The sequence below is a fragment of the Streptosporangium sp. NPDC050284 genome (assembly GCF_044459525.1).
In the GTDB taxonomy this organism is placed as follows: Bacteria; Actinomycetota; Actinomycetes; order Streptosporangiales; family Streptosporangiaceae; genus Streptosporangium.
Genome location: NZ_JBITIZ010000013.1, coordinates 239155 through 262807 on the forward strand (window position 1 = coordinate 239155; position 23653 = coordinate 262807).

20 protein-coding genes and 1 riboswitch are annotated in these 23653 nt (G+C 70.0%); of the genes, 6 read left to right on the forward strand and 14 right to left on the reverse strand.

Annotation, left to right across the window (positions count from 1 at the left end; translation table 11 throughout):
- Window positions 1-26 precede the first annotated feature (26 nt).
- From gcvP to ACIBH4_RS28655, 8 genes are all read right to left on the reverse strand, one after another.
- Window positions 27-2882, reverse strand: coding sequence for an aminomethyl-transferring glycine dehydrogenase (gcvP, locus tag ACIBH4_RS28620; protein WP_362766003.1), 2856 nt, complete (start codon window positions 2880-2882; stop codon window positions 27-29).
- 179 nt (window positions 2883-3061) lie between these two features.
- A riboswitch (glycine riboswitch) is annotated at window positions 3062-3154 on the reverse strand.
- 15 nt (window positions 3155-3169) lie between these two features.
- The gene (locus ACIBH4_RS28625; RefSeq protein ID WP_362766006.1) at window positions 3170-3790 is read right to left on the reverse strand and encodes a MerR family transcriptional regulator; all 621 of its coding nucleotides are present in this window, start codon (window positions 3788-3790) and stop codon (window positions 3170-3172) included.
- 144 nt (window positions 3791-3934) lie between these two features.
- Window positions 3935-4405: a bifunctional nuclease family protein gene (locus ACIBH4_RS28630; protein ID WP_326639501.1), complete on the reverse strand. Its 471-nt coding sequence runs from the start codon at window positions 4403-4405 to the stop codon at window positions 3935-3937.
- Window positions 4406-4484: 79 nt separating this feature from the next.
- Window positions 4485-5135, reverse strand: coding sequence for a MerR family transcriptional regulator (locus ACIBH4_RS28635; RefSeq protein ID WP_399173148.1), 651 nt, complete (start codon window positions 5133-5135; stop codon window positions 4485-4487).
- A gap of 26 nt (window positions 5136-5161) precedes the next feature.
- Window positions 5162-5674 (reverse strand): FHA domain-containing protein, encoded by a 513-nt coding sequence (locus ACIBH4_RS28640; protein WP_350947148.1) that lies wholly within the window; start codon window positions 5672-5674, stop codon window positions 5162-5164.
- A 340-nt stretch (window positions 5675-6014) separates the two neighbouring features.
- The gene (locus ACIBH4_RS28645; protein ID WP_362515841.1) at window positions 6015-8516 is read right to left on the reverse strand and encodes a mannose-1-phosphate guanyltransferase; all 2502 of its coding nucleotides are present in this window, start codon (window positions 8514-8516) and stop codon (window positions 6015-6017) included.
- 3 nt (window positions 8517-8519) lie between these two features.
- Window positions 8520-9116 carry a CDP-alcohol phosphatidyltransferase family protein gene (locus tag ACIBH4_RS28650; protein ID WP_362515844.1) on the reverse strand — a complete coding sequence of 199 codons (597 nt, stop codon included), beginning with the start codon at window positions 9114-9116 and terminating at the stop codon, window positions 8520-8522.
- A gap of 80 nt (window positions 9117-9196) precedes the next feature.
- Window positions 9197-9616, reverse strand: coding sequence for a hypothetical protein (locus tag ACIBH4_RS28655; RefSeq protein ID WP_362515846.1), 420 nt, complete (start codon window positions 9614-9616; stop codon window positions 9197-9199).
- Between the two features lie 132 nt (window positions 9617-9748).
- On the opposite strand from ACIBH4_RS28655, the gene ACIBH4_RS28660 reads away from it, so the two are divergent.
- Window positions 9749-10354 (forward strand): SAM-dependent methyltransferase, encoded by a 606-nt coding sequence (locus tag ACIBH4_RS28660; protein ID WP_362515848.1) that lies wholly within the window; start codon window positions 9749-9751, stop codon window positions 10352-10354.
- 52 nt (window positions 10355-10406) lie between these two features.
- Window positions 10407-11603, forward strand: a complete 1197-nt coding sequence (locus ACIBH4_RS28665; RefSeq protein WP_362515850.1) for an acyl-CoA dehydrogenase family protein — start codon at window positions 10407-10409, stop codon at window positions 11601-11603.
- Between the two features lie 46 nt (window positions 11604-11649).
- On the opposite strand, the gene ACIBH4_RS28670 is transcribed toward ACIBH4_RS28665, so the two are convergent.
- Both ACIBH4_RS28670 and ACIBH4_RS28675 read right to left on the reverse strand, forming a co-directional pair.
- Complete coding sequence (locus ACIBH4_RS28670; protein WP_362515853.1) at window positions 11650-12564, reverse strand: alpha/beta hydrolase; 915 nt, start codon at window positions 12562-12564, stop codon at window positions 11650-11652.
- Window positions 12565-12733: 169 nt separating this feature from the next.
- A complete protein-coding gene (locus ACIBH4_RS28675; RefSeq protein WP_362766009.1) occupies window positions 12734-13420 on the reverse strand; it encodes a gamma-glutamyl-gamma-aminobutyrate hydrolase family protein in 687 nt (228 codons plus the stop codon).
- Window positions 13421-13910: 490 nt separating this feature from the next.
- On the opposite strand from ACIBH4_RS28675, the gene ACIBH4_RS28680 reads away from it, so the two are divergent.
- Together ACIBH4_RS28680 and ACIBH4_RS28685 are read left to right on the forward strand one after the other, a co-directional pair.
- Entirely contained in the window at window positions 13911-15026 is a 1116-nt protein-coding gene (locus ACIBH4_RS28680; RefSeq protein WP_362515857.1) for a globin domain-containing protein, read from the forward strand.
- A 365-nt stretch (window positions 15027-15391) separates the two neighbouring features.
- Window positions 15392-15721, forward strand: a complete 330-nt coding sequence (locus tag ACIBH4_RS28685) for a hypothetical protein (protein ID WP_362515861.1) — start codon at window positions 15392-15394, stop codon at window positions 15719-15721.
- 6 nt (window positions 15722-15727) lie between these two features.
- Here the strand turns inward: ACIBH4_RS28685 and thyX are convergent, their stop codons facing one another.
- From thyX to ACIBH4_RS28700, 3 genes are all read right to left on the reverse strand, one after another.
- Window positions 15728-16420 (reverse strand): FAD-dependent thymidylate synthase, encoded by a 693-nt coding sequence (thyX, locus tag ACIBH4_RS28690; protein ID WP_362515863.1) that lies wholly within the window; start codon window positions 16418-16420, stop codon window positions 15728-15730.
- A gap of 112 nt (window positions 16421-16532) precedes the next feature.
- Window positions 16533-17894, reverse strand: a complete 1362-nt coding sequence (locus ACIBH4_RS28695; RefSeq protein WP_362766012.1) for an amidohydrolase — start codon at window positions 17892-17894, stop codon at window positions 16533-16535.
- A gap of 121 nt (window positions 17895-18015) precedes the next feature.
- Window positions 18016-20157, reverse strand: a complete 2142-nt coding sequence (locus tag ACIBH4_RS28700) for an anthranilate synthase component I (protein WP_362766014.1) — start codon at window positions 20155-20157, stop codon at window positions 18016-18018.
- A gap of 373 nt (window positions 20158-20530) precedes the next feature.
- Between ACIBH4_RS28700 and ACIBH4_RS28705 the strand changes: the two genes are divergently transcribed.
- Window positions 20531-21721: a WYL domain-containing protein gene (locus ACIBH4_RS28705; protein ID WP_362766016.1), complete on the forward strand. Its 1191-nt coding sequence runs from the start codon at window positions 20531-20533 to the stop codon at window positions 21719-21721.
- A gap of 140 nt (window positions 21722-21861) precedes the next feature.
- Here ACIBH4_RS28705 and ACIBH4_RS28710 read toward each other — a convergent pair whose 3' ends face one another.
- On the reverse strand, window positions 21862-22776 hold the full coding sequence (locus ACIBH4_RS28710; RefSeq protein ID WP_362515873.1) for an SDR family oxidoreductase: 915 nt from the start codon (window positions 22774-22776) through the stop codon (window positions 21862-21864).
- Window positions 22777-23437: 661 nt separating this feature from the next.
- Here ACIBH4_RS28710 and ACIBH4_RS28715 point away from each other — a divergent pair.
- The gene (locus ACIBH4_RS28715) at window positions 23438-23650 is read left to right on the forward strand and encodes a DUF3311 domain-containing protein (RefSeq protein WP_362515877.1); all 213 of its coding nucleotides are present in this window, start codon (window positions 23438-23440) and stop codon (window positions 23648-23650) included.
- The last annotated feature ends 3 nt before the right edge of the window (window positions 23651-23653 follow it).

Here is a 23653-nt window from a genome sequence, read left to right on the forward strand (position 1 = left end):
CCCGGCTCTCGCCGAGGTCGGCGGGATCAGTCCTCGTACGCCTCCAGGGGAGGGCAGGAGCAGACCAGGTTACGGTCGCCGTAGGCCTGGTCGATGCGGCGGACCGGCGACCAGTACTTGCCCTCGCGCACCGACGGCAGCGGGTAGGCCGCCTCGGTGCGGCTGTAGGGGTGGGCCCACTCGTCGACGACGAGGCTGTCGGCCGTGTGCGGGGCGTTGCGCAGCGGGTTGTCGGTCCTGTCGTACGCGCCGGAGGCGACCTTCGCGATCTCCTCGCGGATCGAGATCATCGCCTCGCAGAACCGGTCGAGTTCGGCCAGGTCCTCGCTCTCGGTCGGCTCGATCATCAGCGTTCCCGCCACGGGGAAGGACATGGTCGGGGCGTGGAAGCCGTAGTCGATGAGGCGCTTGGCCACGTCGTCGACCGTCACCCCGGTCTCCTTGGTGATCTGGCGCAGGTCGACGATGCACTCGTGGGCGACGAGACCGCCGCGGCCGGTGTAGAGGACCGGGTAGTGGGGGCTGAGCCTGCGGGCCAGGTAGTTGGCCGACAGGATGGCCTGCTCGGTCGCCGCCTTCAGGCCGTCGGCGCCCATCATCCGGATGTAGGCCCAGGAGATGGGCAGGATGCCCGCCGAGCCGTACGGCGCGGCCGAGACCGGGCCGACCGCCGTACCCTCACGCAGCGGATGGCCGGGCAGATAGTCGGCCAGGTGGGCGCGGACCGCGACCGGGCCGACGCCGGGGCCGCCGCCGCCGTGCGGGATGCAGAAGGTCTTGTGCAGGTTGAGGTGGGAGACGTCCGCCCCGAACTCCCCCGGCCTGGCCAGGCCGACCAGCGCGTTGAGGTTGGCGCCGTCGACGTAGACCTGCCCGCCGGCCTCGTGCACCAGCTCGCAGATCCGGACGATCGTCTCCTCGTACACGCCGTGCGTGGACGGGTAGGTCACCATGATCGCGGCGAGTTGCCCGCGGTGCTTGTCGATCTTCGCGACGAGGTCGCCGAGGTCGACGTTGCCCTTGTCGTCGCAGGCGACCACGGCCACGCGCATGCCCGCCATGACGGCGCTCGCGGCGTTGGTGCCGTGCGCGGACGAGGGGATCAGGCAGACGTCGCGGCCCGGCTCTCCGCGCGCGGTGTGGTAGGCGCGGATCGCCAGCAGCCCTGCGAACTCCCCTTGCGAGCCGGCGTTCGGCTGAAGCGACACGGCGTCGTAGCCGGTGACCTCGGCGAGCCAGCGCTCCAGCTCCCCGATCAGCTCGATGTAGCCCGCGGCCTGGTCCTCGGGCGCGTACGGGTGCAGCCCGGCGAACTCCGGCCAGGTGATCGGCTCCATCTCGGTGGTCGCGTTGAGCTTCATGGTGCAGGAGCCCAGCGGGATCATCGACCGGTCGAGCGCGATGTCCTTGTCCTGGAGCCTTCGCAGGTAGCGCAGCATGGCCGTCTCGGAACGGTGGCTGTGGAAGACCGGATGGGTCAGGTAGTCGCTGACCCGCGCCAGCGCGGCGGGCAGCGCGTCGTGGGCGGCGGCGTCGAGGTCGGCCAGCACGGCGCCGCTGATCTCGAAGGCGGCCAGGACCTGCTCCAGGTGGAGCGGCTCGGTCCTCTCGTCGCAGGTGACGCCCACGTGGTCGGCGTCGACCAGGCGCAGGTTGACGCCGTTCTCGCGGGCCGTGGCGACGATCTCCTCGGCGCGGCCGGGCACCCTGGCGAGCACGGTGTCGAAGAAGGTGTCGTGCACGACCTCGACACCGCCCTGGCGCAGGCCCTCGGCGAGCACGACGGCGTACCTGTGGGTGCGCCGGCCGATTCTGCGCAGGCCCTCGGGGCCGTGGTAGACGGCGTACATGCCGGCGATCACGGCGAGCAGCACCTGCGCGGTGCAGATGTTGCTGGTGGCCTTCTCGCGGCGGATGTGCTGCTCGCGGGTCTGAAGGGCGAGCCGGTACGCGGGACGCTTGTCGGCGTCCTGGGAGACCCCCACCAGGCGGCCGGGCAATTGGCGCTGGAGACCGTCGCGGACCGCCATGTAGGCGGCGTGGGGGCCGCCGAAGCCGAGGGGGACGCCGAAGCGTTGCGAGGATCCGACGGCGATGTCGGCGCCGAGCTCGCCGGGCGCGGCCAGGAGGGTGAGGGCGAGCAGGTCGGCGGCGGCGACCACCTGGGCGCCGCGCGCGTGGGCGGCGTCGGCGATGGCGCGGAAGTCACGGACCCTGCCGCTGGCGCCGGGATACTGCACGAGTACCCCGAAACACTCGGGAAGCTCGGCGGTGAAGTCGCTCTCGACCAGCTCGATGCCGAGCGGCTCGGCGCGGGTGCGCAGCACCGCCTTGGTCTGCGGCAGCGCGTCGGCGTCGACCACGAACACCTTCGAGGGGCCGCGGCCGGCGCGGCGGGCCAGGGTCATCGCCTCGGCGGCGGCGGTGGCCTCGTCGAGCAGGGAGGCCCCGGCGACGTCGAGGGCGGTCAGGTCGGAGACGACGGTCTGGAAGTTGATCAGGGCCTCCAGACGGCCCTGGGAGATCTCCGGCTGGTAGGGCGTGTACGCGGTGTACCAGCCGGGGTTCTCCAGGAGGTTGCGGCGGATGACGCCCGGAGTGATCGTGTCGTGGTAGCCCAGGCCGATCATCGAGGTGAGCACGGTGTTGCGCCCGGCGAGGACTCGCAGCTCCGCGAGGGCCTCGGACTCCCCTGCCGCCGGGGGCAGGCTCAGCCGTCCCGCGGAGCGGATCGCCTCGGGCACGGCCACCGCGACCAGGTCGGCTACCGAGGCGAATCCGACCGCCTCCAGCATGCGGGTCTGGCCGGCGTCGTCCGGCCCTATGTGGCGGGTGGAGAACGGCAGGGAGCCGAGTTCGCTGAGCGATGACAGGTCGGTCATTGTGAAGCCTCCCGGGACGGGGTGGAGACCGGCGCTGGGCGCGGGCGTATGCCTGGTCTCCCCCTCTGTCATCACGACCGTCTCACGCGTCGTGACCTGAGAGCTTCACCTACCCGTGGCGGGAGGCTTGCACCGTCGGTGAGGCGCACCTGGCCGGCGCGCCTGCTTTCCAGAGTTGCCTCGTCCGTGCGGTACCGGGTGCCTGAGAGATTCCGGGGAGGTTGCTCCTTCGGCGCCCCGCTCACTGTCGGGGTCTCTCCCGCACAGGGTCAGCAGCGAGTCCGAGTTTACCCGGTTCGTCGTACTCTGCGACGGCGGGCCAGCTCATCGGCCTGATGATCGCCTAAAGGGCCCTCGCTCGACTCCGCACGTTCGCCGGGCAGATCCGCGAGGGAGCCCTCCACCTCCTGCCACACCCGTCCCAGTGCTATGCCGAAGACTCCCTGGCCGCCCTGGAGGAGGTCGATCACCTCGTCGGGCGAGGTGCACTCGTAGACGCTCACCCCGTCGCTCATCAGGGTGATCCCGGCCAGGTCGTTGACGCCCCGGTCGCGCAGGTGCTGCACGGCGATGCGGATCTGCTGGAGGGAGACTCCGGTGTCGAGGAGCCGTTTGACGACCTTGAGGACCAGGATGTCGCGAAAGCCGTAAAGGCGTTGGGAGCCGGATCCGTGGGCGGCTCTCACAGTGGGCTCGACGAGGCCGGTGCGCGCCCAGTAGTCGAGTTGCCGGTAGGTGATACCGGCCGCGGAACAGGCCGTCGGGCCCCTGTAGCCGATGTCGGCGGGCACCTTCACCGGTTGCCCGTCGAACAGCAGACCCTCTTCACCCGCGCGCTGACGTGCCGACTGGCGTCGTTTCGGGTCATCCTGATCGGCGTTTCTACCCTCGCCGCTGCTGACCGCCACGCGGACCTCCGGCTTTCTCTCATCCCACGGCCTGATCTGGGGGTTTACGCACGGCCGCAGGGTTCACATGCACCGTAGGACTGGGGCCAAGTCCAGTCAACGACCTCACTCGGCGCGTCGTGAAGCGTAAATGCACCGAAATTCCTACCCCGCGCGGCCGAAGTCCTCGGGCGTGATCGTGTCAAGGAACTCCCTGAACTTCTCCACCTCGTCCTCCTGGTCGTCGGGGATGATCACCCCCGCCTCCCGGACCACATCCTCACTCGCGAAGATACGTGCACCGGTGCGAAGTGCCAAGGCGATCGAGTCCGAGGGACGCGCGCTCACCTCCACCCCGTTGGAGAACACGAGATCGGCGAAGAAGATGCCGTCGCGCAGGGCGACGATGTTGACCGTGCTCAGCCGGACTCCGAGCCCTTCGAGCACGTCACGGAACAGGTCATGAGTGAGCGGCCGGGGTGGTGGCTCCTCGGCCTGGGCCATGGCGATCGCCGTGGCTTCTGTCATGCCGATCCAGATAGGTAGGTAACGCTCCCCATGTGTCTCTTTCAACAAGACGATCGGCTGGTTGGAGGGCATTTCAACTCGAACGCCCACGACCTCCATCTGCAACACGGGCTGCTCCGTCTTCGCTGGATTCCGACCGGTTTGTTCAACGTAACACTCGTGGGGGTACGAGTGCCTGGTCAGGCTCTCACCGACCGAGAGCCCCACGCACGCCGGAACGCAGCAGCGAGGCGTGCAATTCCAGCAGCAGGCCGGAAATCTCCCTCGCCGTCTCGTCGGCCTGGTCGATCGCGCCCGGCCCGCGACGGCGCAGCAGAGGGGCGACGGCCTGCTCCACCAGACCCGCCTCGCGCTCGGCCGCGGCCTTGACCGCCCTCAGGTGGCGGGCGCGCAGGCCGAAGGCGGCGAGGGCTCCGACGCTGCGGGCCACGGCCAGCGCCTCGGCGTCGTAGTAGCGGGCCACCGCAGCCAGCAGGCCGTAGTCCTCAAGCTCGGCGAGGGTCTCCTCGTCGAGCTCGGCGGCGGAGATCAACTCCTCGCGGGTGAGCCTGAGCTCGGGAGGAGCGTCGTCGGGGACGGCGCGCGGCCGGGCGGCCGGGCGCTCCTCGCGATCGGCCGCCTCCAGATGATCCTTGATCACTCGCAGCGGCAGGTAGCGGTCACGCTGCTCGCTGAGGATGTAACGGAGCCGCTCGACGTCGGCGTAGCTGAACTTGCGGTAACCGGAGGGACTGCGCTCCGGCTCGATCAACCCCTCGCCCTCCAGGAAACGAATCTTGGAGATGCTGACGTCGGGGAACTCGCCCTGCAGGAGGGCGAGCACCTCCCCGATGCTCATGTGCGCACGAGCGGCCTGCGAGCTCATCATCCTCCAGCGGCGCCGCGGGTGAGGAAGACGAGGCGGAACTTGCCGATCTGCACCTCGTCCCCGCCGTACAGCGGGACCTCCTCGATGCGCTCGCGGTTCACGTACGTGCCGTTGAGGCTGCCGACGTCACGGACGGTGAAGACCCCGCCGCCGCGCCGGTAGAACTCCACGTGACGGCGCGAGACCGTGATGTCGTCGAGGAAGATGTCACTCTCCGGATGGCGGCCCACGGTGGTGAGATCGCTGTCGAGCAGGAACCGGCTGCCGGCGTTGGGGCCGCGCATCGCGACCAGCAACGCGGTGCCCGGGGGCAACTGCTCGACGGCCTGCCGTTCGGCGAGAAGCGTCTCACCTGTCTCCGCCTCGTATGCCTCGATCCCGGAGAGGGAGATCGTCGATGTGCTGTCTCCGGCGGTCTCGGCTTTGGTAAGCGGCGACCCGCATCGTGAACAGAAACGGGCATCCTCAGGGTTGGCATGACCGCACTGCGTGCAGTAGACGCTCGGCATCGATCGGCTCGGCCTCCTACCGCGAAGACGCGGCAACGGTACTCAGTGATGCGCGCCTCGCTTCTTCGCTTCTCAAGTGTTTTCTCGGACTGCGAATGCCGCAACATACAGTGATGAGGCGCGAAGGTCAAGGTTGACGCTGAACCGCGGGTACGGTCGGTGACAAAGTTACAGTGGGGCACTGTCTCCGGTCCATGGCGCCGCGCTGTGTTTTGTCGCGACCGCTCGGCCCCGAGCCCTCATCCGCCCCCCTTCCCGCCCGGCTTTCCCCGCTCCGCTCGGCTCACGGCCCTCGCTCACGACCCTCCTCCTGCGCCCGTCTGGACCCCGCCTGGGCCCCTCAGCCGCCCGCGGCATCCTCGACCACCCGCGCCCAGTGCTCGATCAGGCTCTGCGCGGAGTCGACGTCGAAGCCCTCGGCCCACAGGTGGGTGACCGCCTCCGTCGGATCGGGCAGCACCAGGGCCCAGCCGCCGTCCTCGGCGACGACCCGGACCCCGTCGGTGGTGTCGATGCGGTAGTGCTCGGCGGCCTCGATCACCGAGCGCATCACCGCGCCCTTGGCGGCCCACGGGGTCGGCACGGTCCGGCGCAGCAGCTTGGCCTCGGGGATCCTGGCGTCGATCTGGCTGAGCGAGAGCCTGGTTCTGGCGACCAGGCCCAGCAGGCGCAGGAACACCGCCAGGCCGTCCACCGTGGGCCCGAACTCGGGCACGATGAAACCGCCGCGCCCGTCGGCCGCGAAGATCGTCTCCGGTCCCCTGGCCGCGGTGGTCAGCGCGTCGATCGCGGTGGAGGTCCACTCGGCCTGCACGCCGTGGAACCTGCAGACCTGCTCCGCCACCCGGGTGGTGGTGACCGGCAGCGCCACCCTGCCTCCGCGCCGCTCGGCGGCGACCAGGTCGAGCACCACCAGCAGGGCGCGCTCCTCGCTGATCAGCTGGCCCATCTCGTCCACCAGCGCGACCCGCTCCCCCACCGGGTCGAAGCGCACCCCGAAGGCCGCCCTGGAGGAGCTGACGAGCTCTGAGAGGCGCTGCAGATCACGGCGGCGCTCGGCGAGGGTCTCGGTGGGCGAGGCGTCGTCCAGCCGGTTGTTGACGGTCAGCACATCCACCCCGACCCGGCCCAGCAGGCTGGGCAGCACCAGCGAGGAGGTGCCTCCCGCGCAGTCGACCACGACCTTCATGTCGACGTCGCGCACCCCGCTGATGTCGACCAGGCGCAGCAGCTCGTGCGTGTAGTCCTCCACCGCCCTGGCGGGGAAGCTCAGCTCGGCGATCTCTCCGGGGAAGGCGCGGCGGAACTCCTGCCGGGAGAAGACCCGGTCCAGCTTGCGCTGGGCCGCCGGGGACAGGTCCGCGCCGTGCTCGTCCATGAAGACGATGTCGACGCTCTGCGGGTCGCCGGGGGTGGTGCGCAGCGCGATGCCGCCGACGGCGTTCTCCCGGGCGGTGTGGAAGCGGGCCACCGGGAGCGGGGACGCCTCCAGGTCGAGCACGTTGATCGCGCTCGCGTTCAGCGCGCTGATCACCGCCCGCTTCAGCGCCCGCGCGGCACGGGAGGAGTCGCGGGAGGTGATGACCGAGGCGCCCTTCTTCAGGGTGGTGGCATACGCGCTGGCCAGCCGTACGCACAGCTCGGGGGTGATCTCCACGTTCACCAGCCCCGACACCCCCCGTGGGCCGAACAGGTTGCGCTGGGCGCGCGGCTCCCAGATGACGCTGTTGTTGATCACCGCCCCGGCCTCGATGGTCTTGAACGGGTAGATCTTGACGCCGGAGGAGATGTACGCCTCGGCCTCGATGATGCACTCGTCGCCGACGACGGCGCCCTCCTCGACCCTGGCCGCGGTCATCAGGTCGGTGTTCTTGCCGATCACGCAACCGCGCAGGTGGGCGCTGGGCCCGACGTAGACGTTGTCGTGGACGACCGCGCGGTGCAGGAAGGCTCCCTCCCTGACCACCGCGTTGCTGCCGAGCACGGTGTACTCGCGCAATTCGGCCCCTGCCTCGACCTTGGCGTAGTCGCCGATGTAGAGGGGGCCCTTGAGGACGGCGTCGGCGTCGACCGAGGCCCCCTCGGCCACCCAGACGCCCGGCGAGACCTCGAAGGCGTCGATGTCGACCTTGACCCGCCCCGACAGGACGTCGGCCTGGGCCTTGAGGTAGCTCTCGTGGGTGCCGACGTCCTCCCAGTAGCCGTCGGCCACGTAGCCGTACAGCGGGGCACCGCGCTCCAGCAGCCTGGGGAACACGTCGCCCGACCAGTCGACGGACTCCCCGGCCGCGATCTCGTCGAGGACCTCGGGCTCCATCACGTAGATGCCGGTGTTGGCGGTGTCGGAGAAGACCTGGCCCCAGGTCGGCTTCTCCAGGAAGCGCTCCACCCTGCCCTGGTCGTCGACGATGACGATGCCGAACTCCAGCGGGTTGGGGACGCGCTTGAGCCCGATCGTGACCATCGCGCCGTTCTCGCGGTGGAAGCGGATCATGTCGCTCAGGTCGATGTCGGTCAGCGCGTCGCCGGAGATGACCAGGAAGCGGTCGTCACGGAGCCGGTCGGCGGCGTTCTTGACGCTGCCCGCGGTGCCGAGCGGCGTGTCCTCGGTGGCGTAGTGCAGGCTCATGCCGAGCTCGTCGCCGTCGCCGAAGTAGTTTCTGACCAGAGCCGCCAGGAACTGCACGGTGACCACCGTCTCGGTGAAACCGTGCCGTTTCAGCAGGCGGAGCACATGCTCCATGATCGGCCGATTGATCACGGGCAGGAGAGGCTTGGGCTGGTTCGCGGTCATCGGCCGGAGCCGTGTCCCTTCCCCGCCCGCCATGACGACGGCCTTCACAGATCACCTCTTAAGGCGTTTGGCCTCGCTGGTCAGCTGACGCACCTGTACCCAATACAGCACTCCGGACCACCAGTACAGACCTGTGCCCCAGATGGCGAGGGACCAGCCGACGATCTCCGCCGCCTCGGCGTACCAGGAGGGGTGATGGGCCAGGAAGAGCAGGGGGAAGGCGTAGAGCAGGTTCGCGGTGGCGGCCTTGCCGAGGAAGTGCACGGGCAGTGCCGGGCCGTATCCGAGACGGCGCAGGATGAGCGGGATGCCCAGCAGCATCACGTCGCGCAGCGGGATGGCGAGCGCCAGCCACCAGGGGATGATCTCGCGCATGGCGAGGCCGAACAGGGTGGCCAGGATGTAGAGCCGGTCGGCCAGCGGGTCGAGCAGGCGGCCGAGCCTGCTGGTCTGGTTCCAGGCACGGGCGATCTTGCCGTCGAGCCAGTCGGAGAACCCGGCCAGCATGAGCAGGGCGACGGCCCAGCCGTCCGCCTTCGGCCCCAGCACGAGCCAGAGGAAAACCGGCACCCCCAGGAGCCTGGCCAGGCTCAGCGCGTTGGGAACCGTCCAAATTCGATCTTCAGCCCCCGATTCTTCCGGACCCACCGGCTGAACTCCCTCCCCGCACCTGATGGTGACACTACTGTGTCCGGCGCCACCGAGGGGATGCGGGGAGGGCGCACGTCTCAGGACCGGCGCTCGGCGGCGCGGGGGGACCACGCCCAGATGAGCACCGCCACGGTCAGTCCGAACAGGGCGAGACCGCTGGGCACGTGGGTGCCGAGCGCGTCCGAGCTGAAGTGCTGGCCCATGCCGATCAGGAACAGGCCGAGACTGGCCAGCGCGGGCCAGCCCGCCCCCCGTCCCGGACGCCAGACCAGCACGGCCGCGACGATCTGCAGCAGGGCGATCAGGTGCACCACCATCCCGGCCATGACGTGGGTCTCGCCGAGTTCTCCCCCGCCCTGTACGGCCTGGCCTGCGAACGAGGCGGCGACGACGAGCCCGGCGGCCTGGGCGACGACGAGGACGCGGACGCCGTACAGCAGGCCCGTGGATACCTGACGGCCCCGCGTCGGATCGGGCTGGGCGATGACCTCCTGCATGAGATGTGTCCTTCCTCAGGTGAAAAGTGAGTGGTTCGAAGCACATCGTGACCGCGGAGGCACGGCCGGGTCGTCAGCCTGGGGAATGACCTACGGATCCACCGCCTGGCGGATTCCCCTACCCTTCTGACCATGACCAATGACACCGCGCTCTTTCTGGGGCAGTGGCTTCGCTCGCCGGGCACCGTCGGAGCGGTGGCGCCGAGCTCGCGGCGGCTCGCCGAGGCGGTGGCCTCGCCCGTTCCCCACCGGGGAGATCCGGTGATCGTCGAGCTCGGCCCCGGCACCGGCGCGTTCACGGCGGAGATCCAGCGCCGACTGGGCGGCCGGGGACACCACATGGCCGTCGAGATCAACCCGAGGCTGGCCGAGTTCCTCGCCGCGGGAAACCCCGGGGTGGACGTCGTGGTCGACGACGCGGCACGGCTGCCTCAGCTGCTCCAGGAGCGCGGCCTGTCCAAGGCCGACGCGATCGTGAGCGGGCTCCCGTGGGCCGCCTTCTCCGCGGACACACAGGGCCGCCTGCTGGACGCGGTCACCGCGATCATGGGCCCGCACACCGCCTTCACCACCTTCGCGTACAGCTTCGCCAAGCGCCTTCCCCCCGCGAGGCGCTTCAGGAAGCGCCTCACCGACACCTTCGAGGAGGTCGTCGTGGGCCGGACGGTGTGGGGGAACGTGCCGCCGGCCTTCGTCTACCACGCGCGCAGGCCCCGCCTTCCCGCCTCGGAGTCCTGAGCCTGCGGAGCCTCGGGCCCATACTTCCGTGGCGGTTCCCTCGCCAAGAACGATGGAGTTGATCATCGTGGACTTCACCCTCCCCGAGAGCGCCCTCGCCGTGCAGCGCGGCATCGGCGACATCTGCGCGCGCTACGACCTGGATTACTGGCAGCGGTGCGAGAGCGAGAAACGCTGGCCGGAGGAGGTCTGGCAGGACCTGGCGAAGGGCGGCTGGCTCGGCCTGGCCGTGCCCGAGGAGTACGGCGGCGGCGGGCAGGGCCTGCTGGAGCTGGCCGTGGCCACGGAGACCCTGTCGGCCTCCGGCTCGGCGGGCGGCTCGGCGTTCACCTACGTGCTCACCCCCGGGTTCGGCGCCATGACCCTCGCCAGGCACGGCAGCGGTTGGCAGCGTGAGGAGCTGCTACCCAGGCTGGCCACCGGCGAGCTGGAGACCTGTTTCGCCCTGACCGAGCCCGACGCCGGGTCCAACGCCCTGGGCATCTCCACCTTCGCCCGCCGCGACGGCGCGGAGTTCGTCGTCCAGGGCCAGAAGATCTGGATCACCGGCGTGCAGCGGGCCACCTGGATGCTCCTTGTCACCCGGACCATTCCGGCCGCCGAGGCCAGCCCCCGCTCCAACGGCCTGACCGTCCTGCTGGTGAACGTCCCCGAGGCGGTCGCCTCCGGGCAGCTGTCCTTTCAGCCGATCCCGAAGATGGGCGCGAACACCACCCCGTCCAACATGGTCTTCATCGACGATCTGCGGGTCCCCGAGAGGAACGTCGTCGGCGAGGTCGACCAGGGCGCGCTGGTGCTGTGGGACATCCTCAACCCCGAGCGCGTCCTGCTGGCCGCCTCCGCGCTCGGCGGCGCCGAGGTGGCGCTGGGGGTGGCCGTGCGGTACGCCAAGGAGCGCGAGGTCTTCGGCCGCCCGATCGGCGCCAACCAGGCCATCGCCTTCCCCCTGGCCCAGGTCAAAGCCAAGATCGAGCTGGCCAGGCTGATGCTCTACAAGGCCGCGTGGCTGTTCGACAGGCAACTGCCCTGCGGCACCGAGGCCAACATCGCCAAACTGACCGCCTCGCAAGCCGCGTGGGAGGCGGCCGACCACGCCTTCCAGACGCACGGCGGCATGGCCTACTCGCTGGAGTATCCGGTGGCCCGCCTGCTGGCCGACGCCCGCATCGGCAGGGTCGCCCCCGTCACCGAGGAGCTCCTGCTCAACTATCTGGCCACCCAGGTGCTCGGGCTGCCCAGGAGTTTCTGACCGGGCCGCGGACGCTCCTGCCGTACGGGGGCAGGGGCGGCGCCGCTCACCGGAAGGCCTCCGCCAGACGGGCCGCGGCGTACTCGCGCGCCTCGGTCGCCTGGTCGAAGAAGCCCGGCAGACCGAAGAAACCGTGGATGGCCCCCTCGTATCTCCTCACCTCGACCGGCACTCCGGCCTCGGCGAGCTGGGCGGCGTACTCCTCGCCCTCGTCGCAGAGCGGGTCGCACTCGGCGACGATCACCGTCGCCGGAGCCAGGCCGGACTTGTCGGCCAGCCGGACCGGGGCGAGCCGGGGGTCGGCCGGATCGCCTCCGTACTGCGTGACGAACCAGGCCATCTCATCGGCCCCGAGCCCGAACCCGGTGGCGTAGGTACGGTAGCTCTCGGTGTCCATGGCCACGTCGGTCACCGGGTAGACGAGCAGTTGGTGGGCGAGCCTGAGCCCGGCGTCCCTGGCCCGCCAGGCGGTGACGGCCGCGACGTTGCCCCCGGCGCTGTCGCCGCAGACCGCGATGCGCTCGGGGTCGGCCCCGTAGGCGCCGGGACGGGCGAAGAGGTCCTGGACGACGCTCCACGCGTCGTCGGCCGCCGCGGGAAAGGGATGGTGAGGCGCGAGCCGGTAGTCGACCGAGACCACGACCGCCCCGTTGCGTACCGCGAGGTCGCGGCCGAGCGCGTCGTTGTGCTCGACGCTTCCGAAGACCCAGCCGCCGCCGTGGAAGTAGACGAGCACGGGGAGAGGGTGGTCGCCCTCCCGGGGCCGGTAGACGCGGACCGGCACCCCCGCGGCGACGTCGTCCCTCACCGTCGGGAGGGGAATGATCGGGCCGCGCTGCTCGGCGAAGGCGTCGAGGGCCCGCAGCTCGGCGATCGTTTCGGGGGTGAGAGTGGAGAGAGGGGCACCGAGCTCTGTCTGGAAGAGCTTCAGGTAGGCCTCGGCCTGCGGGTGCAACGGCATGATCGGCACCCTACTCGCGCCGTCCCCGGCACGGCGGGACCCGGGCGCGGCGGCGCGCGTCAGCGGCGCATCGCATCGCCCGTTTTCGCGGGTGACGTCCGCGCGAGGGCGTCGGGAGCGACCGGCGCACCGGGGCGATCACGCGGGACGTCACGTCCGCGCGACGGTGTCAGGATCCGGCGGCCTCGACCAGGGCCTCGACGAGCCTGTTGTCCCCGGCGCGCGCGAGGTCCCACTGCACACCGATGCCGAACCTGTGCCCCTGCAGCTCGACGCCCTCGACGATCTGGTCGTCGGCCCACGCCACGGCGAGCAGGCCGGCGCCCAGCCGCTTGACGGCCTGGTGATGGGAGGCGGTCACCTCGGCCGTGTCGCCCAGCGTCTTGCCGAGCTTGCTGGAGACGCTGATCTGGACGCGGTGCGCCGTGGAGGCCGCGTGGCGGTCGTGGTCGACCACCTCGGGGAGCCAGGGGATCAGGTTGCCGCCCTGGGCGACGTTCAGGACGTGCATGCCCCGCCCCGAGGCGAGCAGCGGCAGGTCGGCCTTGACGGCGGCGCGGGCCAGCGCCAGCTCGAAGCGGTCGCGGTGTGGCTGGGGGTCCCTGACGCGCTCCTCGCGGGCGGCCCCGTACAGGGAGGGGTCGAGCTCGCCCCCTCCGGCGAGGATCACACCGGACAGGCCGCGGACGTAGTCGTCGATCCCGCCGAGGTTGAGTGGGGGCAGCAGCACCGGGGCGCCACCCGCCTTCTCGACGGCCCGCGCGTAGGAGGGCGGCGACAGGACGGCCTCCCTGACCCAGTCGCCCCAGCGGGCGGCCTCAAGGTAGGTGGTGATACCGATCAAGGGTTGGGGCATGCGTTCTCCAGGGGGGCGTGCGCGAGGTGGCGCCACCTGTTTCGGACAGCACCGATCCCATCTCCAACAGCTTCCCTATCATGGCGCACTCTATTTCGGTCATGTCACACATCTGAGGTATCAGTGTCGTCTCGCCGGGAGCCCTCACCCCTCACCGCCGGAGGGCTTCCCGCCGCCCACCCCCCGGAACCCCACCGTGATTAGAAATCGTACGAATGGTGGATTTCCCATTCAAAACGAATGTGATTATTATTCGTTTCTCCATCTCTCCGCAGATTAGTCGGTCACACAAAATAACTATCCAATTACCGATAGTTAGATTTCCCACTATATTGCGGGGAAACGGTTGTGAGGCCCACTAGGTGATGGAAGACTCGAATTCGAGTGGCCAGGCGAGCCGGGGCTCCAGGTCACTCGTCACCCGGAGCCGTCAGGGAGGTGGATCTGCGTGATCGGACTTTGAGCCGGTCAATTAGGGTGGGTTCTTTAAATGTCTTTGAATCCGCGTCTCGTCAAGGAAAGCTTCGCCGTCGTCGAACCCGTCGCGGACAAGGCCGCGGCATACTTCTACGGGCGCCTGTTCGCCGAGAACCCGCAGCTGCGGGCGATGTTCCCCCCGGCGATGGACGTCCAGCGCGACCGGCTGTTCAGCGCGCTGACCAGGACCGTCTGGAGCCTGGACAGCCCCGACGGCATGGCGTCGTTCCTCGGCCAGCTCGGCCGCGACCACCGCAAGTACGGGGTGATCCCCGAGCACTACACCGCGGTTGGCAACGCGCTCCTCGCCACGATCCGGCGCTTCGCCGCCGAGGTCTGGAACGCCGAGATCGAGGCGGCCTGGGTGGCCGCGTACACCGCCGCCGCCAATCTCATGATCGAATCAGCCCAGTCGGACGCGGGAGTGTCGCCCGCCTGGTGGCCGGCCGAGGTGATCGACCACGAGCTCCGCACCCCGGACATCGCGGTGATCACCCTGCGGCCCGGCCAGGAGCTGCCTTATGCGCCCGGCCAGTACGTCAACGTGCAGACCGCGCGCTGGCCGCGCGTCTGGCGCGCGTTCTCCATCGCGAACGCGCCCCGGGACGACAACACCATCCGTCTGCACGTCCGCGCGGTCACCGGTGGCTGGGTCTCCACCACGCTGGTCAAGCACACCCGGATCGGCGACACCGTGACGCTGGGCCCTGCGATCGGCACCATGGTGCCCTCCGACTCCGGGCGCGACATCCTGTGTGTGGCGGGCGGCACCGGTCTGGCCCCGATCAAGGCGATCCTGGAGCACCTGATCGACTCCGGGCGCCGTCCCAACATCCACCTGCTGTACGGAGCCCGCACGGCCGCCGAGCTCTACGACCTGACCGACCTGCTGCGGATGGAGTCGGCCTTCCCGTGGCTGCGGGTGTTGCCCGTGGTCTCCGAGGAGCGGGGGTACGCCGGCATGCGGGGCCGTCTGTCGGAGGTGATGGAGCGGTTCCACTCGTGGGCCGACCACGAGGCCTATGTCTGCGGCCCGGTCGCCATGGTCAACGAGACCGTCCGCAGGCTCCAGCGGGACGGAATGCCCCTGGCCCATATCCACCGGGACACCGTGGAGGGGAATCCTTGAGCGACATTCGCGACTAACACCCCAAATTGATCACGCAAATCTCATAGAGCACGGCAGGACGCGGCGTGACATGGCAGCATGAGGCCCGATCCGAAAGGAGATGGTCATGCACGACGGCCCCCCTCCCAGCCCGTGCCCCCCTCTCGACCGCCACCCGCACGGACCCGTCCGCCACCATCATCACCCGTCCGGCCCCCCGGCCGGCCCCGGCCGCCACCGTCGTCACCCGTCCGGCCCTCCGGCCGGGACCGCCCATCCGCCCGCCCCCGGTCCCCTCCACCGGCGGCGGCTCTCCGCGGACCGGGGCGAGCTCCCCCCTCGGCCCCCGGCCGTGCCCGCCTCGCACGTCATGGCGCTCTGAGCCGATGGCCAGACCCGTCACCCTCGTGACCTTCATACTTCCCGCCACACTGCGTCACTGGGCGGGCGAGACCACCGAGATTCGCGTCTTCGCGATCGCCGACCGCGACGACGGGCACCCCACGCTGGGCTCCGCCCTCGACATGCTCCGCCGCACGCATCCGTTCTTGGAGCAGCGACTTCGCGACGACTACGGGGGCATCCGTCGCCATATCAGCATGTTCGTCTGCGGGGAGAACGCCCGGCACCATGGCGGCCTCGACTGCGCGCTGCCTCCCGGTGCCGAGATCTTCGTCCTGCCCGTCCTCTCCCGCTCGCCGGAGACGACGGGCTGAGGCGGGCTAGGGAGCGACCCTGCCCGCGGCCACGAAGGCCGCGTGCGTGAGGGGCATCAGCTCCGCCCAGGCCGCCTCCATCTTCTCCGCCACCATCTCGATCTCGCGCTGCGGGAACGAGGGCACCCTGGCCTGCTCGTTCTTGGTCCGCAGGGAGAGGAAGTGCATGAGCGAGCGCGCGTTGCAGGTGGCGTACATCGACGAGAAGAGACCGACGGGCAGCACCGCCCTGGCCACCTCCCTCGCGATCCCGGCCTCCAGCATCTCCTGGTACGCGGCATAGGAGCGCCGGTACGACGACTCCATCACCTCGGTGACGAGCTTGTGCTGCCCGGCGTCACCGTCGGCGAAGACGTACTGTCCCGGCTTGCCCTTCTGCACCAGCTTCCGATCTTGGCCCGGAACGTAGAAGACCGGACGAAGCTCGCGATATCGCCCGCTCTCCTCGTTGAACGACCATCCCGCCCTGTGGCGGTGAAATTCACGGAAGACGAAGATCGGAGCGCTGACGAGGAAGGTCATCGAGTTGTGCTCGAACGGGCTGCCGTGCCGGTCGCGCATCAGAAAGTTGATCAACCCCTTCGAACGCTCGGGGTCCTTGCCGATCTCCTCCAGAGACTGCTCCCCGGCGGTCGACACCCGTGCGGCCCAGAGCACGTCGGTGTCGGAGGCGCTGTGCTTGACCAACTCCACGGTCACGTCGTCAAGAAAGCGTGCCTCTGCCCCATCGCCCGTCAACTGGCTCCCCCTCGTCGCATCAACAGTCGCCCCATTATTCCAGGGGCCCATCCGCCCCCGGGCCGGGCACCCGTCACAACCGGTATATCCGGCGCGCGTTGCCGGAGCCGATCATCTGGGCCACCCTGGCCGCGTCGGCGACGCTCCACTCGCCGTCGGCCAGTCTCGCGGCGAGCGCCCCTGCCAGGCCGCGCCGGTAGTGCAGAGCGCCGAGGTGGCAGGTCTCCGCCACGCCGTGGCCACCGGAACCGAACAGCTGCTTGTGGAACGGCACGAGTTCCAGCAGTTCCGCCATGACCGCCGCCGAGCCCGTGGCACTGCGGGTCAGGGCCGCCCCCACGTCGACGTAGACGTGCGGGAGGACACCCGCCAGCCCGGCCGCCTGGCGGTGGAACGGGTGGCAGTGCAGCAGGACGACGGGGACGCCCACCGGCTGCACGGCCACGATGAAGCCTGCCACCGGCGCCGGACCCGCGTCGTGCGGGCCGGGGACGGGTCCGGCACCGGCGTGACCGCCGGAGACGCCGAAACCACCGTGGGCCTCGTGACCGCCGGGGGTGATCCGGCCACCGCGTCCCGGGTGAGGGTCGCGGCGCGCACCGCCGCCGTGGCGAGCGAGACCGGTGTGAAACTGCAGTGGCCGCCCGTACTCCCTGGCCACGTCGACGGCCGTCCAGAGCAGGTGGCGCAGCAGCACCTGGTCGGTGAGCCTCTCCCCCGGACAGGCCAGCCGCCGGGTGGCCGCGGCGATCACCGCTCCCCGGCTCGGCCTGGCCGGATCGAGACGCCTGCCTGACCGGTGGGCCGTGACCGACTTCAGGGCGACCGCGCGGGCGGCCCGCCCCGCGAGGTTCTGGGCGAGGGCGGAGATGTAGGAGACCCCCGAGACGGCGGTCCCCGCGACCTCCTCCTCAGCCCGTTCGATGGGGACGACCCGCGCGGTGTTCGCGCCGCCCGCATGGCCCATCTCGGCCGGTGGCAGCACTCCTGACGCGCCGAAGCGGTCCTGACGATCCGGACCACCGGGGCCCTTCGGACCGCCCGAGTCGCCGGAACCGTCGAAACTGTCGGAGCCGTAGAAGCTGTCGGAGCCGTCGAACAGGAAGGTGGCGATTCCCGCGGCGCCCAGCAGCCGCCGGTTCACCTCATCGGCGCCGAGTTCCATCCGGCGGGCCAGGTAGACGGCGGGCGGCACGTGCGGGGCGAGACCGAGGACGGGGGCGCACCAGCGGCGGACCGCAGCGCCCGCGGGGGTGTCGAAGTGGGTGGTGCCCGGCGGCGCCGGGGTTCCCGCTTCGGTGAGCAACGTCTCGAACCGGGCCCGGGTCAGGTCGTCGCGGCGCACGCCGTGGCAGTTGTGGTCGACCAGCGGCGCCAGCAGCGCCTCCCGCACGGCGTCGGGCAACTCGACGGGCAGCATACCGTCCGACCTCATGCCCGCTCCTCCCCGCCACAGGCGTACCGGCCGAGACCGGTCCCGGTACGCCCGCGATCTCCACGACGAGGGGAACTCTAGGGTCACCCGGCGTGATCACCGGGCGCGAAGCACGGGTTCTTTACCCGCTCTTGCGGCAGAGCCGAAGAACGTTGGCGATGACCTTCGCTCCCGCGCCTCCCCCCGCGGTGAGGATCGACTCGGGGTGGAACTGCACCGCGAAGCGGCGTCGCTCCACGTCCTCGATCGCCATCACCGCGCCGTCCGGAGTGAACGCGGTGGCGGTGAACCCGGCGACGCCCGGCTGCTTGGCGTGGACCGAGTGGTAGCGGGCGGCGGTGAACTCCTCGGGGAGCCCGTCAAGCAGGGCGCTCGCGCCCACCCTCCGTACCTGGCCGCGCTTGCCGTGCTCGGGGTAGGACAGCAGTTCGAGGGTGCCGCCCGCGTGCTCCACCATGCCCTGCAGGCCGAGGCAGACGCCGAACACCGGCAGATCGCGCTCGTAGAGGGCGCCGACCAGGGCGGGCAGGCCGAAGTCGGAGGGCCAGCCGGGGCCGGGCGACAGCACCACCAGAGAGGGGTCCAGCTCTTCGATCATCGTGACGGGGAAGCCGTGCCTGAGCGTGACGACCTCGGCGCCCTGCTGACGGAAGTAGTCGGCGAGGGTGTTGACGAAGGAGTCCTCGTAGTCGACGAGCAGTACCTTCATGCCGCTTCCCGGCAGCTCCGCGGCCACCTTCGCCTCGGCCCGCTCCTGCGGGGCCGCGCCGACCGCCGCCAGAGCGCCCAGCAGGGCGCTGGCCTTGAGTTCGGTCTCCCGCTCCTCGGCCTCGGGGTCGGAGTCGAACAGCAGTGTGGCCCCGGCCCGCACGGTGGCCACGCCACCGCGGATCTGCGCGGTGCGCAGGGTCAGGCCGGTGTTCATCGAGCCGTCGAAGCCGATGTAGCCGACCGCCCCGCCGTACCAGCGTCGCGTGGTCTCCTCGTGGTCCTCGATGAACTGCATCGCCCAGTTCTTGGGGGCTCCTGTGACGGTGACGGCCCACATGTGGGTGAGGAAGGCGTCCAGGGCGTCGAACTCGGGACGCAGCCGGCCCTCGATGTGGTCGACGGTGTGGATGAGCCGGGAGTACATCTCGATCTGACGCCGGCCGATCACCTGGACCGTCCCCGGCACGCAGATGCGGGACTTGTCGTTGCGGTCCACGTCGGTGCACATGGTCAGCTCCGACTCCTCCTTCACGCTGGACAGGAGGGTCCGGATCGCGTCGGCGTCCTCGATGGGGTTGCCGCCTCGGGCGATGGTGCCGGAGATGGGGCAGGTCTCGACGCGGTCGCCGCTGACCCGGACGTACATCTCCGGGGAGGCACCGACCAGGTGCTCGCCCTCGCCGAGGTTGAACAGGAACTCGTACGGCGCCGGATTCACCGTGCGCAGTCCCCGGTAGAAGGCGGCGGGGTCGGTGCAGGGGGCGTGGAAGACCTGGCCGGGGACGACCTCGAACAGGTCACCGCGGACGAACTTCTCCTTGGCCGCGGCCACGACCTTGGCGTAGGAGCCCTTCTCCGGGTCGGCGGGAAGCTCGGACGGGAGCGGAGGCAGCGGCACGACCTCCCCCTCGCGCTCGAGCCCGTGGGTGGAGACGCCGTCCACGGTGAACTCGTAGCGGAACTCCTTGCTCGTCTCCCTCTTGCGGTCGATCACCATCACCCGGTCGGGCAGGTGGAGCACGAGGTCACGCTGGTCGGCGGCCCGGGTCAGGACCTGCCTGATCGGCTCGAACTGGAAGGCCAGGTCGTAGCCGAAGGAGCCGTACAGGCCCAGGTGCTCGTTCTCTCCCTTGAAAACGGCGATGACCTCGCGGATCGCGGTGAAAACGGTGGGGCGGCGGCTGCGCATCTCCTCGGGGAGGATGTCCTCCGATTCGGCCACGTAGACCTCGACGAGATCGGCCGTCGGCTCCTCGACGGGCTTGCCGGCCGCCAGCAGGCAGGACACGATGGCGGGCAGGACCACCCTGCCCCGGGCGTTCAGCGCGCGGGCGGAGATCCTGCGCCCCCTGGCCACGATCTCCAGGCAGGGGTCGACATAGGCGAGGTGCCATCGGCTGTAGCGGCCCGGATACTCCATCCCGGAAGAGAGCACTCCGCCACGGCGCTCGCCGAGCGTCGTGACGACGTCCTCAAGCACCGTCTCGGGCACGTCGGACGCGGTGACCTCGACCCCTATGCCGCCGGCGGTGGTATATCGGCTCGTCTCCACTGCGGTATCGCCCCTCTTGTTTCCCTGATGCCCTGAGGGGGCGGACACAGAAAAGGCCACCTCCCCGGGCGGCCGTTTGTCTGCTCGCGAATGCGAAACCTGCGCCGCCTAGAAGCGGCGCCACCACTGAAGGGTAATCGGGTGTCGCATGTGGCCAGAGTACCGGCGGCAACCGCGATCATGCAACGTGACACGGTGGCGGGCCCTCGGCGCTCCGGAGGGGCAAAAAACCCTATGAAACCTACGGAAAAGGCTCGCGGCTCGGCACCGAGCCGGATTGTCCGCCGGGTCGTCGCCGGGTCCGGCTCCACCCGTCACCCGCTCCCCTTCCGGCCGTCGTCACCGTCACCGTCACCGGAGCTAGGGTCGGAGGGTGCGTGCGGCCAGGTTGATGTCGTTGGTCCTGTTGCTCCAGGGCCGGAGCGGGATGACCGCGGCGGAGCTCTCCCGGGAACTGGAGGTCTCCGAGCGGACCGTCCACCGTGACGTGCTGGCCCTTTCGGAGGCCGGCGTGCCGGTGTACGCCGACCGCGGGCGAGGTGGCGGCTACCGGCTGCTTGACGGATACCGCACCCGTCTCACCGGCCTTGACCGGGCCGAGGCGGAGGCACTGTTCCTGTCGGGAGTTCCCCAGGCGCTGCGGGAGATGGGGCTGAGCGAGGTGGCGGCCACGGCGCGGCTGAAAGCCGCGGCCGCGCTCTCTCCCGGCCTCCGCGACGCCCCCGCGACCGCGGCCCAGCGCTTCCATCTGGACGCCCCCGGCTGGTTCGCGAGCGAGCGGCCTCCGCCGGAGGCGCTGGCGCCCCTGGCCAGGGCGGTGTGGGGCGATCACCCGGTCACCGCCCTCTACCGGCGTGCCGCGCGCCACCGCCCTGGCGAACAGACAGGGCCATCAGGCGAGACCATGAAGACCGGGCGGATCGGACGGCCCGAAGACACCGGGCAGAGCGAGCGTGACAGGCTGAGCGGGGAGACCGAGCAGTCCGGAGGCCACGGGCGGACCGAGCGCGACGGACAGGTCGGGGAAGCCGAGCAGGCCGAAGGCACCCGGCAGGCCGGCGCCGCCCGGCGCCTGGAGCCGTACGGGCTCGTGTTGAAGGCGGGAGTCTGGTATCTGGCGACCCGGTTCGCCATCTACCGGGTCGACCGCTTCGACGAGGTCCAGATCCACTCGGACCTGCGCTTCGAGCGGGACGGCGCCTTCGACCTCGCCGCCTTCTGGACAGAGCGGGTGGCGCGGTTCGCCGGGTCCCTGCTCACCACGCATGTCACCGTACGACTCAGTCCCGCCGGCCGCCGCGCGCTCCCCTCCGTCGCCGATCCCGCCGCCCTCGACGCCGCCCTGGTCTCCGCCGGTGAGCCCGACGGGCAGGGGTGGGTCACGTTCCGCCTGCCCGTCGAGTCGCCGGAGGTCGCCTACGTCCAGATCCTCGGCTTCGGCCCGGAGGCCGAGGTCGTCGATCCACCGGACCTCCGGGCTCGCCTCGCCGAGGCCGCGACCCGCCTGCACGACCTGTACTCCGCCTCCCGCTCCTCCGATGACACCGGCGCGCCGGACCGTTGACCTCTCACGACGATTCCAACCCTGGGAGCACTGCCCCCTCGCCACGAGCCCGACCTTCGAACCGCTGACCTCTTACGACGAACCCACTCTTGGGACCGCTGATCCCTCAGGGCGAGCCGAACCGACGGTCGCGGCGCCGGTCAGCGGTAGCCGGTGGCGTCGGCGGGTTTTCCCTTGCTCTCGACCTCCTCGATGTAGCGCCAGGCGTCCGGCCTGCTGCCGTCGACGTCGGTGAAGCCGTACACCTGGGCGAGTTGCCCGCTGGACACCGACTGCCCCGACCAGCGCATCCGGTCCTCGTCGGCGGCGAGGGCGACGACCGCGCGACCGGCGTAGGCGGGTGTCTCGGAGATCACGAAATGCGGCTGTTTGGCGGTGGCGTCCCGCCAGTTCTCCTCGGTGACACCGAAGAGCTCCAGCATGTTCTCCGACCTGAGCCAGCCGGGGGTGAGCGAGATCGCGGCGCAGCCGTGCGGGCGCAGCTCGTGGGCCTGGATGAACGCCAGGCGGTTCACCGAGATCTTGGCCAGGTCGTAGAAGGCCGAGAGCCGGTAGTTGGAAAGGTTGTACTCCAGGGTGCCGTCGGTCACCTCGATCACCATGCCCCCGGGATTCTCGATCAGCAGGGGCAGGGCGTGGTGGCTGGTGGTGAGGTGGGTGTCCACCGCCAGCCGGAGGATGCGCAAACCGTCGTCGAGAGAGTGTTTCCAGACGGGGACGTGCCACTCGGTGAGCGAGTCGGAGCCCCAGACGTCGTTGACGAGAATGTCGAGTTTGCCTTGCTCGTTCCTGATCTGTTCCACCAGGAGGCGCACCTGCTCCGGCTCCAGGTGATCCACCCGGACCGCGATGCCCCGCCCACCGGCGCGGGTCACCAGCTCGGCCGTCTCCTCGATGGTCTCCGGGCGGCCCATCTCCGAGCGCCGCTCTCGTGTGCTCCTCCCGGTGCAGTAGACCGTGGCACCGGCCGCGCCCAGCTCCACCGCGATGCCCCGCCCGGTCCCCCTCGTCGCCCCCGCGACCAGGGCGACCTTCCCTTCCAGCGTTCTTGTCATGAGATGAGCATGGCGCGAAAACAGGACATCCTCTGTCATGTTTTCGCGCCACGCCTGCCGAAGAACGCGATGACCGAAGCGAAGGAGCCATGGGCGAAGCGGCCGGGGGAAGCGAAGGAACGTGACGCCCGACCAAGATCAGCCGGTCGCCAGCACCTCCTCCAGTGCGCGGAGGACATGCGAGCGCCACCCCCCGTCGAGGATGGCGCGCGTGCGCCGCTGGATGGGATCGTCGGGGTCGAACCCCGCGTGCTCCAGGAAACAGCCGGGTGCCGCGCCCTTCGGGTTCCAGTCTCCAGACGACCGTGGTCTCCAGCCTCCCGCCCCTCCAGGACAAGGGAAGGGTCCATTCGCGCCACACGGGAGGCAGCCCGTCCTGCCTGCGCGCATTTACGAAATACACTCCACCTTGTCAAGGAAGCCACGCCGAGAGGTCGGCGATCGGTGGAATACCGGCGGCGAAGTGAAGAGTCGCGAGACGCACGGATGCCCGTGACCTGGTCTTACACCTCGACGGCGGGGCCGGGCCGCCGTTCATCGCGCCACATGTGCCACTCGGCGCTCGATGCCCCGAATGGAACGGCCGCGTAATTACGCTGCCGGTCAGCCGAAGGGGACATCCCTGCCCGGGTGATCCCCTCTCCAGCCCAAGGAGACCGCGTTGACCACTCCAAACGGGGACCGGAGCGATCGCAGCCCATGGAACTGGCTGCTTATCGTGCCGATCATCCTACCTTTACTCCCACTTCTCTACAATTCCGATGAACCCCGGCTTTTCGGTTTCCCGCTGTTCTACTGGCTCCAGCTCGCCTTCATCGCGATCGGTGTCACGTGCACCTCGATCGTGTACCAGATGACGAAGCGGCGGCGGTGACCC